The following is a 13,275-nucleotide window of genomic DNA, read 5'->3' on the forward strand; positions in this document are numbered from 1 at the left end:
GCCGATCCTCGTCTTCGGCTGGCTGTCCCAGCGCCAACTCGTGCGCGGCCTCACGTTCGGCGCCGTGAAATAGGAGATACGCCATGGCTACCTTGTCTCTGCGCGGCCTGCGCAAGAGCTACGGCGCGAGCGAGATCATCAAGGGCATCGATCTCGACATCGCCGATCGGGAGTTCGCGGTGTTCGTCGGGCCATCGGGATGCGGCAAGTCGACCTTGCTGCGGATGATCGCGGGGCTTGAGGAGATCACCGCCGGTGATCTGCTGATCGACGGCCGGCGCGTCAACGATGTCGCGCCGGCGGACCGCGGTCTTGCGATGGTCTTCCAGTCCTACGCGCTCTATCCGCATATGACGGTGCGCCAGAACATGGGATTTGCCCTGCGACTGGCGAACGCGCCGAAGGCGGAGCGCGAGCGCAAGGTGGCGGAGGCCTCGCGGATCCTCCAGCTCGACGCCTATCTCGACCGGCGGCCGAAAGAACTCTCCGGCGGCCAGCGCCAGCGGGTCGCCATCGGGCGGGCCATCGTGCGCAATCCAAAAGTGTTCCTGTTCGACGAGCCGCTGTCGAACCTCGACGCCGCATTGCGCGGCCAAATGCGGATCGAACTGGCGCGCCTGCATCGCGAGCTCGATGCCACGATGATCTACGTCACGCACGATCAGGTCGAAGCCATGACCATGGCCGACAAGATCGTCGTGCTGCAGGCCGGCCGCATCGAGCAGGTCGGTTCGCCGCTCGAGCTGTACCACCACCCCGCCAACCTGTTCGTCGCCGGCTTTATCGGGAGCCCTCGGATGAACTTGCTTGCCACCCGGGTCCTGGCCGTAGACGCGAGCGGCGTGCGCGTGGAGCTTCCCGGCAACGGGGAGCTCGCTGTGCCCGTCGGCGGTGCGCGTGCGGCTGTCGGCGACGCGATGACGCTGGGCATCCGACCGGAAGCCTTGAAACCCGCCGCCACCGGCCCCTTGACCGGCGAGGTCAGCGACATCGAACGCCTGGGCGGCCTCACCCTCGTTCACGTCGCCCTTGCCGGAGGCGGCAGCGCCGTGGCCCAGATCGAAGGCAGTGCCGCCCTGCAGCCCGGCGAGTCCATCCGGCTCGGCATCGATCCCGACACCACGCACCTGTTCGACGCGGACGGGCAGGCGTTGCCGCGCATGCGTACCGTCTCCCGACGGCCTGCCGCCGCATGATCCTGGTCTGTGGCGAGGCGCTGGTCGACCTGTTCGTCGAGGCCGGCCGCTGCGAGGGCACGCGCGGCGGCCTTCCGGCGCTGGCCGTCGCCGGCGGTTCGCCCTTCAATCTCGCGATCGGTCTCAGCCGGCTCGGCGCATGCGCCGGCTTTTTCGGCGGCCTGTCGTCGGACACGTTCGGCCAGATGTTGCGGGACCGTCTCACCGCCGAAGGCGTCGACGTCGGGTTCGCCAAAGCCAGCACGCACCCGACGCCGCTCGCCATCGTGGCGGTCGGTGCGGACGGTCATCCCGCCTACACCTTCCATGCCGAACACTGCGCCCACGCCGACGTCACGCGCGACGATCTGCCGGGCATGTTGCCCGCCGCCGTTTCCGCGCTGGCGCTCGGCTCGTTCTCGCTGGCGATGGAGCCCGTCGGCTCGACCTTCGTCGCGCTCGTCGAACGGGAAGCAGGGCGCCGTGTCATCAGCCTCGACCCGAACCTGCGCCTCGACCTGATCGACGATCTCGGCGGCTGGCGTCGCCGTTTTGCGGTCCTCATGCGTCATGCGGACATCGTCAAACTCAGCGATGAGGATCGCATTGCGGCTTTCGGCGCGGAGTCCGACGAGGCCGCTCTCGCAGCGGATTGGCTCGCGGCGGGTCCGGCGCTGGTGGTCTTTACCGCCGGCGCCGCCGGCGCTACCGCCTACCACGCTGCAGGCCGGATCACCGTGCCCGGCCGTCCGGTGCGGGTCGTCGATACGGTGGGCGCGGGCGACACGTTCCATGCCGCCCTGCTCGCCGGCCTGTCGCGCGACAAACGCCTGACGCGGGACGGTCTTGCAGCGCTCGATGCCAATGCGCTGCAAGGGCTGCTCCACGAGGCGACCGCCGCGGCCAGCATCACCTGTTCCCGGCTCGGTGCCGACCTGCCGACCGCCGCGGATCTCAAAGCGTTCCTCGCCGAGCCCGTGCTATGATGTTCATCGGTATCGATCTCGGCACCTCCGGGCTCAAGGCGATCCTCGTCGACGAGCGACAGCACGTCGTCGGCAGCGCGTCGGTGCCGCTGTCCCTGAGCCGTCCGAGGCCGGGCTGGAGCGAGCAGGATTCCGCCGACTGGTGGGCGGCGCTCCTTGCCGCGATCGATGGTCTGCGCGAGCGCCATCCTCGCGAGCTTGCCGCGGTCGCCGGCATCGGCCTCTCCGGCCAGATGCACGGTGCCGTGCTCCTTGATGCCGCCGACACGGTCCTGCGGCCGTGCATTCTGTGGAACGACACGCGCGCGAGCGTCGAGTGCCGCACCCTCGAAGAACAAATCCCGGACCTGGCGAGGATTGCCGGCAATCGTGCCATGCCGGGTTTCCCCGCGCCGAAACTTCTGTGGGTCCGCAAGCACGAGCCCGAGATCTTTGCGCGCGTTGCCCGCGTGCTCCTGCCTAAGGCGTGGCTCCGCCTCGCGATGACGGGGGAGGCGATCGAGGACATGTCGGATGCGTCGGGCACGCTCTGGCTCGACGTCGGGGGTCGCGTGTGGTCCGACACCTTGCTCGCCGCGACCGGACTCACCAGCGCGGCAATGCCGCGCCTTGTCGAGGGAAACGCGCAGGCCGGACGGTTGCGCGCGGACCTCTGCCAGCGTTGGGGCATGACAAACGCGCCGGTGTTTGCCGGGGGCGCGGGCGATAACGCGGCGGGTGCGATCGGCCTCGGCGCGATCCGCGCGGGCGATGCCTTCGTGTCGTTGGGAACATCGGGGGTGCTGTTCGCCGCGACCGACCGCTTCCGCCCCTATCCCGACGCCACCGTTCACGCCTTCTGCCATGCGCTGCCGGGGCTGTGGCATCAGATGGGGGTGACTCTGTCGGCTGCCGCCTCGTTGGCGTGGTGGGCCGCGATCGCCGGCCGGCACGAAGCGGACCTGCTTGCCGAAATCGGCACGGTGCGCGCGCCTAGCGAGGTGCTCTTCCTGCCCTACCTCGCGGGCGAGCGTACACCGCACAACGACGGTTCGGTGCGAGGCGGGTTCGCCGGTCTGGCCGCAGGAACGGACCGCGCTGCGATGACGCAAGCCGTGTTGGAGGGCGTCGCGTTCTCGCTGCGCGACTGCCTTGACGCGCTCGCGGCCTCGGGAACCCGGATCGAGGCCGCGGACGTGATCGGTGGCGGCTCGCGCTCGAACGCCTGGGTCCGCATTCTCGCTTCGGTGCTCGGTGTTCCCCTGCATCCGCTGGTCGAAGGCGAGCATGGCGGCGCCTTCGGGGCGGCACGCCTGGGCCGCCTGAGCGTGACCGGCGAAGACCCCGCCGAGATCTGCGTTCCGCCGGTGCGTCGTGATGCGATCGAGCCCGAGCGTGACCTTGCCGAGGCCTATGCAGCGCGCCTTGCGGCCTATCGCCGGCTTTATCCTGCGATGCGGGACGCGGTGGTCGCGGACCAAACGACGGCTACTTCCGCCTGAAGTGCGCTGCCGCGGCACAAAAAGTCGGCTGACATATCGAAGCAAGCATGTGAGCGGTTAACAATAAACAGGCAGACGGCAGCTGAGGGCGCAGTTGTAACAATGCCGTGACTATCGGCTCTACTTGCTATTGCTATCGTCTAGCTTGCGGCCGCGCGATTTAATCGGGATGAAGCGGGCGGTCGAAAGCGGCCAGCGTGTTTGGGAGGAAAGTAATGAAGTCTGTTTGGCTCACTGCCACTGCCGTCTGTGCCTTGACGACATCTGCCGCTCTCGCGCAGACCGCGTCTCCCGCGCCTTCGCCCCCGCCTGCTGCGAGCGCGACGTTCAACAAGATGCAGGACTTCAAGTCGACCGGCATGAAGTCGATTCCCATGGTGGCGCAGGATCCGGCGAAGGCCGCCGACATCGAAAAGACTCTCGCCCACATCAAGCTGCCGCCCGGGTTCAAGATCAGCCTCTATGCGCAGGTGCCGGACGCGCGGATGATCGCCGTCGGACCGCAGGGCGTCGTCACCTTCGTCAGCACGCGCAAGGACAAGATCTACGCGTTGACCGACCGCGCCCGTTCGGGCGCCGCTAGTGAGGTCAAGGAATTCGCACCGACCGTAACGTTCAGTAACCCCAACGGCATCTGCTTCTCCAAGGACGGCTTCCTCTACACGGTCGAGCAGAACCGTATTCTCTCCTTCGCTGCCGCCGAGTTCTTCTACGAAAGCCCGGACGTCGCCGTCAGCCCGGTGGTGGCGCAGGGCGAACTGATTCCGCCCTCGGAAGAGAGCTTCAACCATTCGGCGCGCGTCTGCCGGATCGGCCCCGACAACAAGCTCTATGTGACGATCGGCCAGCCCTACAACGTCTACGCGCCCGAAAAATACGACATGTATTACAAGGCCGGCCTCGGCAGCATCCTGCGCATGGATCACGACGGCAAGAACCGCGAGATTTTCGCCCACGGCGTGCGCAATTCCGTCGGCATGGATTTCAATCCGAAAGACAAGACGCTGTGGTTCACCGACAATCAGGTCGATGGCATGGGTGACGAGATTCCGCCCGGCGAGCTCAACCACGCCACCAAGGCGGGCGAGAATTTCGGTTTCCCGTGGTATGGTGGCGGGCACACGCGGACCGTGGAATACAAGGACCAGACGCCGCCGGCCGACGTCGTCTTCCCCGTCGTGGAAGAGACCGCGCATGCCGCCGATCTCGGCATGATGTTCTACTCCGGAAAAATGTTCCCGAAGGAGTACAAGGGCGCGATCTTCTCCGCCCAGCATGGGTCGTGGAACCGCACCGTGCCGGTCGGCGCGCGCATCATGGTGACCAAGTTCAAGGAGGATGGCACCGTCGATGGGACCTCCGTGCCCTTCGCCGAAGGCTGGCTGAATGCCGACGGGGAATATGACGGCCGGCCCGTCGACGTCGAGCAGATGCGCGATGGCTCGCTGCTGGTCTCCGACGACTTTGCGGGCGCGGTGTACCGGATTACCTACACCGCCAAGTAAGCGCTCGCGAGGATTTGCGACTATGAGCCCGCACCGTCGGTGCGGGCTCGCTTATTTCATGATAACCGGCATACCAAAAGTGATGCCATGGAGATCTGCATGCGCCTTTGGACCCTCGGAGCGGCCATGGCTCTCATCAGTTGCGTATCCGCGGCCTCGGCCGAAGGCGACGCCAAGGCCGGTGCGCAAAAGATCAAGACGCTGCAATGCATCAGCTGCCATGGCCGCGACGGCGTGTCGAAGCTGCCGGAGGCGCCCAATCTTGCCGGACAGGGCAAGGATTACCTGACGATCGCCCTCACGGCGTATCGCAGCGGCGCCCGCAAAAATGATATGATGAGCGTCATGGCGGGAAAGCTGACGGACGCCGACATCGCCGATCTCGCGGCCTATTATTCCGCCATCGAGATCCACGTCACGCCGCCGCCGAAGCCTTGAGTGCAGCCTGCGCCTGGAGGTGATCGCATGCGCGGGCTTCGCCGTCATGGCCTGAGCATCCGGCGCGGCACGATGCTGCTCATCGCGGGCCTCACGATCCAGCATCCCGCGGCGCCGGCGGCTCGGACGATGGAGCAGAGGATGCGAGCGGTCTGCCGCTCCGACATCGAGATGTTCTGCGCCGGCGCCGCGGCGGAGGATCTCAAGGCTTGCATGACTGCGCGGCGCCGGGAGGTCAGCGCCGCCTGCATGAAGCTTATCGACGCCTCCGAATGACCAGGTCGCGAGCGCCGCGACCGTTCAGCCTCACCGTTCGCGCGGCTCGACGACGACGTGTTCCACGACCCCGCGTCGAAGCACGACCGCCTCGATCGGGTGCCCGATTTTGTCCGCCGTGAGATGGCGGATGAGGTCGTCGGAGCCGCCGATGGGATGCCCGTCGAGCTCGAACAGGATGTCGCCGACGTGCAATCCGCCCTTCGAGGCCGGACCACCCGGCTCGATGGCGCCGATGCGCACCGCGTGCGGGCCGCTGCCGATGACGACGGCGATGCGACGCGGCACAGGCAGGGTCTGCGCCTCGATCCCGAGATGCGCGCGCCTCACGCGGCCGTGGCCGATGAACTCGCCGACGACGAAGCGCGCGGTATTGCTCGACACCGCGAAGCACAGGCCCTGCGCACCGCCGATCATGGCGGTGTTGATGCCGACGACGTCGCCGGAGCCGGCGACAAGCGGGCCGCCGGAATTGCCGGGATTGAGCGCCGCATCCGTCTGAATGACGTCTTCGATCAGCCGGCCGCCTTTCGAGCGCAACGATCGCCCGAGGGCCGACACCACGCCGGCGGTGACGGTCGACTCGAAGCCGAGCGGATTGCCGATCGCCACCACGAGGTAGCCGCGGCGTAGCGCCTTGGAATCGCCGAGCGTCGCAACGGCTGATCCGGCGGGCAGCGGTGCCCGCAGCAGCGCGAGGTCGGTATCTGGATCGTCGCCGAGAACCTCGGCCTCGACGTCGCGGCCTTCGGTCAGCACGAGCCGCACGCGCCTAGCCCCGCCGACGACGTGGCTGTTGGTGAGGACGAGGCCATCGTTCGCTATGATGACGCCGGACCCGACACCGCCGCGAGCTTTGCCGTGAGGCTCGACCCGGACGACCGCAGGACCCACGCGGTCCGCTACGTCGGATACGATCCGCGAATAGGCATCCAGCGGATCGGCGTTACGGGCTTGGTGGCGTGACTCCGAAGAAGGGTATGCAAGTTCCATTGGGGCTGCCTTTCGACGCCTTCGCGGCAACGATCACCGCGTCCATCCTAAGTTCGGAGGCATGTACCGGTAATTCAAGACGTCTGCGCCGGGCGGCGCCAGCTGCTAGCGTCCGGCTTCTTCTGCGGCCAGCTCCGTCGCGGCCGCCATGCCCCGATCGGTGACGACCGGGACATGTCTGTTCTCAAGCGGGGTGTTTGACGCTCGGTCGGTCCTGCATGCTGGCGTTCCAGGCCACAAGTCTGGTGCAGTCGGCTGGCACGGCGATCTCGGCGAAACCTGCGAAGACCAGACCAGCGAGGACGGTGATGTCAGCCATCGAGAAGGTCTGGCCGGCGACAAACGGGTTGCTCCGCAAGATGCCGTCGAAGTAGCGCATGCCGGCGAGGGCCTTGTCCCGATGCCGTTCGCCCCAGGCCTTGCGGCCGCTCCACTCGGGGCTCTTGTAGGGCTGGACGCGGGCGCCGAGTCCAGGAGTCGCGTGGTGGAAATAGATGCCGACGGCGTCGCTGAGTTCGGCCTCGGCGCGGCGCTGCATCATGTGGATCATGCCCTTCTCCAGCGGGGTCTTTCCCGTGAGGGTCGGACGGCCGTCGAGGTTGTCGAGATATTCCGTGATAGCCGTGCATTCGGACAGGAACGTCCCGTCGTCGAGTTCCAGCACCGGGACCGTGCCCGACGGATTCTTCGCCAGAAAGGCGGGCTGCTTATGCTCCGCCGCGATGATGTCGACTTTTACGAACGTGACCTGGGAGGTCAGGTTCTTTTCCGCGAGCACGATGCGGATGCGCAAGGGGTTAGGGAAACCGCCCGGCATGTCATGGATCTTCATTCTCAGGCCCTTCGTCATTTATCTACCGATAGATAGAATAGCGGGTTTAAAAGCCCTTCCCTTTTTGCTGTCAACCTCTATCTACAGGTAGATAAAGAGGACGATGCGGTGAGCATGGACACCAAACAGGCGATCATGGACGCGGCGCGTCCGATGGTGCAGTCGCGAGGCTACAACGCGCTGAGTTTTCGCGATGTCGCGACGGCGGTCGGGGTCAAGAGTGCCAGCGTCCACTACCACTTTCCGACCAAGGGCGACCTCGGCGCAGCCCTGGCGCGACTCTATACGGAAGAAGCGGTCGCTTATTTCGACGCCCTGCTGGCCGACGACTCCGATCTCGGCTCGTGCCTGCAAAAATACACCGACGTCTTTCGAGGCGCGCTGCTGAAGAACAATCGTATGTGCCTTTGCGGGATCCTGGCGGCGGAACGCGACGACCTGCCTGTCGAGGTCAGGGCGGAAGTCGACAGGTTCACTGACGCCAACATTCGCTGGCTCTCGCAGCTGCTCTCGCGAGAAACCCCAAAGACGAGAGCGAAAGAAATCGAGGGCCGGGCGCTCGCTATCTTTTCCGCGATCGGCGGAGCGCAGCTCGTGGCTCGGGGACGTGGGGACATCGCCGTCTTCGATGAGGCCATTGCAGCGTACAAGGCGGCAGGGCTGCTTCCCGCCACATCAAATCCTGCCGGACAGGCGCCCCTTGCCGAAAAGCGGCGCACCAAGGGCGCTGGTTCCGGCCGTTGATGGAACGTCGAACCCGTCTTTGAACGGCGGGCCGTCAGCGCGCAGCGGCGTTCGAACCAAAGGGGTCGGGCTTATGTCCGATGCCATCGGCCGGGCATGTCGATGTTGGAGGACATGGCAGCTGCGATCAACGGACCGCAAACAGCGTGGCCGTGCCTCTGCAATCGTCGCCAGGACAAGCAGGGATACGCTGACGATCATCAGCAGGCCAAACCGTTTGTCATCGGAAAACGTCATCGAGCCGTCCTCGCTTGTGTTTCGCGCACCTGCGCAACGGGACGGCCCGTCAATGCTTGCCGTCCTGAAAGCGCATTTGACGCGGCGTCCGCAAGACCTCGCTCATCAGCGTCATGATCTTGTGCACGCGACCATCCTCGCTGAAAATAAGCTGTAGCGGCCGCATGTTGTTGGGTGCGATCATGATCGTCAAATCGGCATCATCGGTGGCCCCGATGGCCAGAGACTGCGGGTCCTTGCAGATCAGGAACGGGACGCCGTTGATATTGCCGTCATCGACCGTCGGCACCTGCATCAAGGCGATTGCCAGATGATGCGCCATATGCGCATCGATGATCGCCTTGATTATCGCGCCAGTATCGGACTCGATGTTGAGTTCGACGCCGCCATCCACCAAGGCTGTCTGGATTTTCCCCATGTTTGATCCTCGGCTGACGAATGGCGTCTTTCAAACGGACCTGGACCGAACGCGTGGCGAACGGTCCAGGGTTGGCCTGCGTTTTAGAATTTGGCGATCGCCGCGAAGGTTACGGATCGACCTGGCGCGACGAGGACGAACGGCGTCCTGCTCTGGTAGAGAGCGTCGTAATAGGTGCGATCGAAGATGTTGTTGGCGAAGACCTTGAACGTCAGGTTCGGCCCGACGTTCATTTCGCCGAACAGATCGAACCGCCAGTAGGACGGCAGAATCGTGCCGGCGTTCGCGGCGAACAACGTGCCGCCGTAGACCTGCGAGCGGTACACCGCCTGCGTGCCGATCTCGAAAAAGTCGTTGAGCTGGTACTTCGTCAGCAAGGTCAGCGAGCGGGTCGCGACATTGGCCAGAAGCAGACCGGTGTTCGACGCCACGGCGGAGTGGGTGACCCGCGGGTCGATGAGGACCAAACCACCGAGCACGCTCCAGCGATCTGTGATCTTGCCCTGCGCCTCGAGATCGATGCCGCGTGTCCGATAGGCCGCGCCGGCGATGACGGTGTTGGCCACGCCGTTGACGGTGACGGCTTCGCGCGCGTTGGTCACGTCGGTCTGGAACAACTCCGCCGAGGTCAGCAGGCGGCGATCGAAGGCCTCGTACTTTGCGCCGATTTCGGTCGCCGCGCTGCGCTGCGGGCCAAAGACCTGGTTGACGTTGGACGTCGGCAACAGGCCGCCGAACTGCGACTGCGTGGCATCGAGTTCGGCGCCGACCGGCTGCGATCCCGTGGCATAGGCGGCGTAGAGACTGGAGGCCGGCGTCGGCTTGACGACGAGTCCGACATTGTAATCCACCAGGCCGGAATGGACCGATGTCGAGCCCTGGTTGTTGCCCGAGGTCACGCTGTAATCGTCGTAACGGACGCCAGCGTTGCCGATGATGAAGTCGTTGTAGTTCGCGGTATCGGTGACGTAGCCGGCCTTGGTGCTGACCGGGATGATGTTCGGGTTGCCGGTGATCTGCGGTTTGGTACCGAACGGAATGTTGTTCGGAGGGGTGAAGATGCTTTGACCGCCGACCGAGCCGGCGCCGTTGAAGCCGCCGGGCAGCGCTTCGGAGCTCAGGCCGTTATAGGTGTCGATGCTCACGCGTTCCTGCGAGAATTCGACGCCCGCGACGGCGGTGTGATTGAGAGGCCCCGTAGTGAACTTCAGGGTCGCGTCGGTCTGGTTGGCCAGCACGTTGACCGTCTGGAACCGGCTTTGCGGATTGAGCGTCACCGTGCCCGCCGGGATGTTCGGGCTTTCCGGCAGCGTCCCGATATAGTTCAGGATGGAATATTCCTGCCGGAACTTGCTGCTGAGCGTGATGCCGTCGGTCGGCTTGTACTCGACATTGAGCGTGCCGAGATTCTGCGTCGCCTTGGTGAAATCGCGATTGTTGAAGCCGTAATAGGTATCGCGCGGGACGAGCCCCTCGGTGACCGGCCGTGCCGTCTGGATGTTGAAGGGCACGCCGAAATCCGGGCGACCATTCAAGTAGGTGTGGGCGTAATTGGCGGTGACGATCAGCGGCGTGATCGGCTGGAACTTGACCGCGCCGGCGACGCCGTTGCGGTCGTCATAGACATAGTTGCGGCCGGCGACGCCGGCGTCCTGAAACAGGCCGTTGAGGCGGACGTCAAGGGTCTGGCTCAACGGCCGGTTCACATCGATCGTCACGCGCTTGGTCTGATCGGTGCCGCCTTCGCCTTCGAAGCGGGTGAAGGCCTGGTCCTGCGCCTGTTTGGTGACGATGTTGATGGCGCCGCCGGTCGTGCCGCGTCCGGCAAAGGACGAAGCCGGTCCGCGCAAAATCTCGACCTGTTCAGTGAAGAAGTTTTCGCGGATGCTCACGGCCGGATCGCGGACGCCGTCGACGAAGATGTCGTTGCGCGCGTCGAAACCGCGGATGAAGAAGCGGTCGCCGAAGGCGTTGCCGCCTTCGCCGGTGCCGAGCGACACGCCGGCCGTCGAGCGTGCGACCTCCCGCAGCGACGTCGCATTCTTGTCCTCCAGCACCTCTTTCGTCAGCACGGTCACCGAGCGTGGCGTGTTGAGAATAGGTTGGGTGAACTTGGGGGACGACAGGCGATCCGCTTTGTAGTCGGCGCGCGGGTCCGCGTAGGGGTTGCTGCCCGGCGCGCGGGCAAAGGTCGGCAGGCCGGCACCGCTGGCATGGGGCGGCAACGGCTGGCTGGCCGCATTGCGTTGCTGACGGACCGTTTTTCGTAGCGCCGTCCGGGCCGCGACATGGGCCTGCGTCGGCTTCGGGGGCGCCGCCCGCGCGCGTTTGGCCGGGGCGTCGACTGTCACGGCGGGAAGTTCGGATGGGGCGGGCTCGGCCGATGCTGTCGTCACCGAGCCTGCAACGGCGAGGCAGGCGCCCGTGAAGGTCGCGGCTTTCTCGAGGTCGGACGCCAGGGATCGGCCGAACGGCCTGATCGCTCTCAATGAATGCGGTATCGATGATGTCAACGCAGCCCCCTGCAGAATAAAGACAATATTGAGCCACGATCAAAAGTCCTCGTCATGACGAAGATGTAATCTGAAGCCAAATAATTCATTATATATAGAAAAAGCAGAGTCTACTAAAATATCTTAGAATGTTTCTACTTTGCGGAGTGTCATCATAATCTACGATTTGGAATCGATAAAGGCAGAGTGAATTGTCGAGGAGTCCCGTTGCTTTGCCTGGAAGGCTGGTCGGGCAGGCAAATTTATCACGGCGACGTGATAATGCTTGCGTTCGCGAGCGGAGATCTGGCGCATCTCAGCCCTTCCTCGGCCGGTCGTCGTCGTGATCGTCGTCCAGGCGGCGATACACCGCCTCCGCGATCGGCCGCAGTTCGTCACGCCCGATAGCGCCGGTGATGGCACAGCCGAAATTGTCGCCCATCCAAATGAACGAGGCTGTCTCGCCGTCTTGCTGAAAGCGCAAGCTGCCCTCGCCACCGCCTTTGCTCGGTCGAATGAAGACGGTGACGCGTTTTCCACGCGCATTTTCGTACATGAGCTGGGCGGCAGGCCTGGTGAAGCCGGGCAGCACGCGGCCGCCCATCAGCGTGTAGCCGAACGTCGAAAGGTCGGGGGCCGCCAACGGCAGGCCGAGCCGTGTCGAGAGCCACTGAATGAGAAGGCCTTCGTTTTCGCCGCCGACTTCGACCGGGTGCGCCACGTCGACGACGAATGTGCGATAGGCCGCCGTGGCATCGCGCGCGACCATGGTCGCCGCGGAGGCCGCCGCTGGCCTGGACAGGCCCGGCACGACGCGATCCGCGAGGAAGGCGCTGCCGGCTCCGACGAGAAAGACGACCGCGGCCGCGGCCGCGACGCGACCGCGCCGAATCCACAGCGTGCGGCGGAGGGTCCGGATGTTCGCGATCCGCAGCCTTGCGGGAACCGGCTCTTCGACCTTGCTCTGCAACGCGCCCCTTAGGCCGTCGCGGATGGCGCGATCAGCGGCCAGACGGCGGGCAACCTCGGGGTGGTCGGCGACATAGGCTTCGACCAGGGGCCTGCGCTCCGCATCGAGACGATCGTCGATGAAACCCTGAAGATCGTCCTCGCCGATCGGCGCATGAGGGTCTGTCATTTCACGCTCCTGAGCGCGAAGGGACGGCCCGTTTCCATGAGATCGCGGAGATGGCGTCGCGCCCGAGACAGACGCGACATGACGGTGCCGATGGGAATGCCGAGAACGCGCGCGGCCTCGTCGTAGGAGAGATCGTCGACACCGATCAGGAGCAGTAGAGACTTCTGATCTTCGGGAAGCTGCGCGATCACGGCAAGCGCGTCGCGCGCCTCGAGGCGCGCGGCCTGATCCGCGGGAGTCGTCGGCAGCGACACCTCGTCCATTCTCATCGGCACGCCCCGGCGCCTGGCATCACGCTCGGTGGTGAGATGGCTGTTGCGCAGGATCGTGAAAAGCCATGCGCGCCGGTCGCCCTCGGGCGCCGTTCGGCTCGCGATAGCCCGCAACAGGCAATCCTGGACCAGGTCGTCCGCTCTGTGATGGTCGCCGACAAGGGCAAACGCGTACCGCCGCAGCGCCGGGATGTAGCCCTCGAGATGCGCATCGCTGTCGCTCCGGTCCACGGATGCCTGCTCATGCACGTGGCGAGGCCCAGGGCGGGGCAGCAGGGACGTCTGCAG

13 protein-coding genes are annotated in these 13,275 nt (G+C 65.2%); 7 read left to right on the forward strand and 6 right to left on the reverse strand.

The features are described 5' to 3' along the window. Positions 1–83 precede the first annotated feature (83 nt). The 6 genes from GSQ79_RS13270 (at position 84) to GSQ79_RS13295 (ending at position 5,861) form a co-directional block, all read left to right on the forward strand. Positions 84–1,196, forward strand: coding sequence for an ABC transporter ATP-binding protein (locus GSQ79_RS13270; RefSeq protein WP_158809181.1), 1,113 nt, complete (start codon positions 84–86; stop codon positions 1,194–1,196). Next, positions 1,193–2,161 carry a carbohydrate kinase gene (locus GSQ79_RS13275; protein ID WP_158809182.1) on the forward strand — a complete coding sequence of 323 codons (969 nt, stop codon included), beginning with the start codon at positions 1,193–1,195 and terminating at the stop codon, positions 2,159–2,161. The genes GSQ79_RS13270 and GSQ79_RS13275 overlap by 4 nt, the downstream gene beginning before the upstream one ends. Continuing rightward, positions 2,161–3,642, forward strand: a complete 1,482-nt coding sequence (xylB, locus tag GSQ79_RS13280; RefSeq protein WP_158809195.1) for a xylulokinase — start codon at positions 2,161–2,163, stop codon at positions 3,640–3,642. Before GSQ79_RS13275 ends, xylB begins: the two co-directional genes overlap by 1 nt. A 215-nt stretch (positions 3,643–3,857) precedes the next feature. Continuing rightward, positions 3,858–5,147, forward strand: a complete 1,290-nt coding sequence (locus tag GSQ79_RS13285) for a sorbosone dehydrogenase family protein (RefSeq protein ID WP_158809183.1) — start codon at positions 3,858–3,860, stop codon at positions 5,145–5,147. Between the two features lie 126 nt (positions 5,148–5,273). Beyond that, complete coding sequence (locus GSQ79_RS13290; protein WP_246725312.1) at positions 5,274–5,585, forward strand: cytochrome c; 312 nt, start codon at positions 5,274–5,276, stop codon at positions 5,583–5,585. 27 nt (positions 5,586–5,612) lie between these two features. Beyond that, a complete protein-coding gene (locus tag GSQ79_RS13295; RefSeq protein ID WP_158809185.1) occupies positions 5,613–5,861 on the forward strand; it encodes a hypothetical protein in 249 nt (82 codons plus the stop codon). Positions 5,862–5,891: 30 nt separating this feature from the next. On the opposite strand, the gene GSQ79_RS13300 is transcribed toward GSQ79_RS13295, so the two are convergent. Both GSQ79_RS13300 and GSQ79_RS13305 read right to left on the reverse strand, forming a co-directional pair. Next, positions 5,892–6,854, reverse strand: a complete 963-nt coding sequence (locus GSQ79_RS13300; protein WP_158809186.1) for a S1C family serine protease — start codon at positions 6,852–6,854, stop codon at positions 5,892–5,894. 184 nt (positions 6,855–7,038) lie between these two features. Then, positions 7,039–7,686, reverse strand: a complete 648-nt coding sequence (locus GSQ79_RS13305) for a glutathione S-transferase (protein WP_158809187.1) — start codon at positions 7,684–7,686, stop codon at positions 7,039–7,041. A gap of 114 nt (positions 7,687–7,800) precedes the next feature. Between GSQ79_RS13305 and GSQ79_RS13310 the strand changes: the two genes are divergently transcribed. Beyond that, positions 7,801–8,430, forward strand: a complete 630-nt coding sequence (locus GSQ79_RS13310; RefSeq protein ID WP_158809196.1) for a TetR/AcrR family transcriptional regulator — start codon at positions 7,801–7,803, stop codon at positions 8,428–8,430. A 286-nt stretch (positions 8,431–8,716) separates the two neighbouring features. On the opposite strand, the gene GSQ79_RS13315 is transcribed toward GSQ79_RS13310, so the two are convergent. From GSQ79_RS13315 to GSQ79_RS13330, 4 genes are all read right to left on the reverse strand, one after another. Continuing rightward, positions 8,717–9,061, reverse strand: a complete 345-nt coding sequence (locus GSQ79_RS13315) for a hypothetical protein (RefSeq protein ID WP_210253080.1) — start codon at positions 9,059–9,061, stop codon at positions 8,717–8,719. Between the two features lie 107 nt (positions 9,062–9,168). Further along, on the reverse strand, positions 9,169–11,574 hold the full coding sequence (locus tag GSQ79_RS13320) for a TonB-dependent siderophore receptor (RefSeq protein WP_246725313.1): 2,406 nt from the start codon (positions 11,572–11,574) through the stop codon (positions 9,169–9,171). A 319-nt stretch (positions 11,575–11,893) separates the two neighbouring features. Beyond that, a complete protein-coding gene (locus tag GSQ79_RS13325) occupies positions 11,894–12,715 on the reverse strand; it encodes an anti-sigma factor (RefSeq protein WP_158809189.1) in 822 nt (273 codons plus the stop codon). After that, positions 12,712–13,218, reverse strand: a complete 507-nt coding sequence (locus GSQ79_RS13330) for an RNA polymerase sigma factor (RefSeq protein WP_158809190.1) — start codon at positions 13,216–13,218, stop codon at positions 12,712–12,714. The genes GSQ79_RS13325 and GSQ79_RS13330 overlap by 4 nt, the downstream gene beginning before the upstream one ends. Between the last annotated feature and the right edge of the window lie 57 nt (positions 13,219–13,275).

Origin of the sequence: Beijerinckia sp. L45 (assembly GCF_009765775.1) — a bacterium.
GTDB lineage: Bacteria > Pseudomonadota > Alphaproteobacteria > Rhizobiales > Beijerinckiaceae > RH-AL1.

What these genes read in the sequence shown, in the direction of transcription:
- GSQ79_RS13270 (WP_158809181.1), top strand. Translation starts at nt 84, where the DNA reads ATGGCTACCTTGTCTCTGCGCGGCCTGCGCAAGAGCTACGGCGCGAGC.
- GSQ79_RS13300 (WP_158809186.1), bottom strand. Translation starts at nt 6,854, where the DNA reads ATGGAACTTGCATACCCTTCTTCGGAGTCACGCCACCAAGCCCGTAAC.
- GSQ79_RS13290 (WP_246725312.1), top strand. Translation starts at nt 5,274, where the DNA reads ATGGCTCTCATCAGTTGCGTATCCGCGGCCTCGGCCGAAGGCGACGCC.
- GSQ79_RS13275 (WP_158809182.1), top strand. Translation starts at nt 1,193, where the DNA reads ATGATCCTGGTCTGTGGCGAGGCGCTGGTCGACCTGTTCGTCGAGGCC.
- xylB (WP_158809195.1), top strand. Translation starts at nt 2,161, where the DNA reads ATGTTCATCGGTATCGATCTCGGCACCTCCGGGCTCAAGGCGATCCTC.
- GSQ79_RS13310 (WP_158809196.1), top strand. Translation starts at nt 7,801, where the DNA reads ATGGACACCAAACAGGCGATCATGGACGCGGCGCGTCCGATGGTGCAG.
- GSQ79_RS13295 (WP_158809185.1), top strand. Translation starts at nt 5,613, where the DNA reads ATGCGCGGGCTTCGCCGTCATGGCCTGAGCATCCGGCGCGGCACGATG.
- GSQ79_RS13285 (WP_158809183.1), top strand. Translation starts at nt 3,858, where the DNA reads ATGAAGTCTGTTTGGCTCACTGCCACTGCCGTCTGTGCCTTGACGACA.
- GSQ79_RS13305 (WP_158809187.1), bottom strand. Translation starts at nt 7,686, where the DNA reads ATGAAGATCCATGACATGCCGGGCGGTTTCCCTAACCCCTTGCGCATC.
- GSQ79_RS13325 (WP_158809189.1), bottom strand. Translation starts at nt 12,715, where the DNA reads ATGACAGACCCTCATGCGCCGATCGGCGAGGACGATCTTCAGGGTTTC.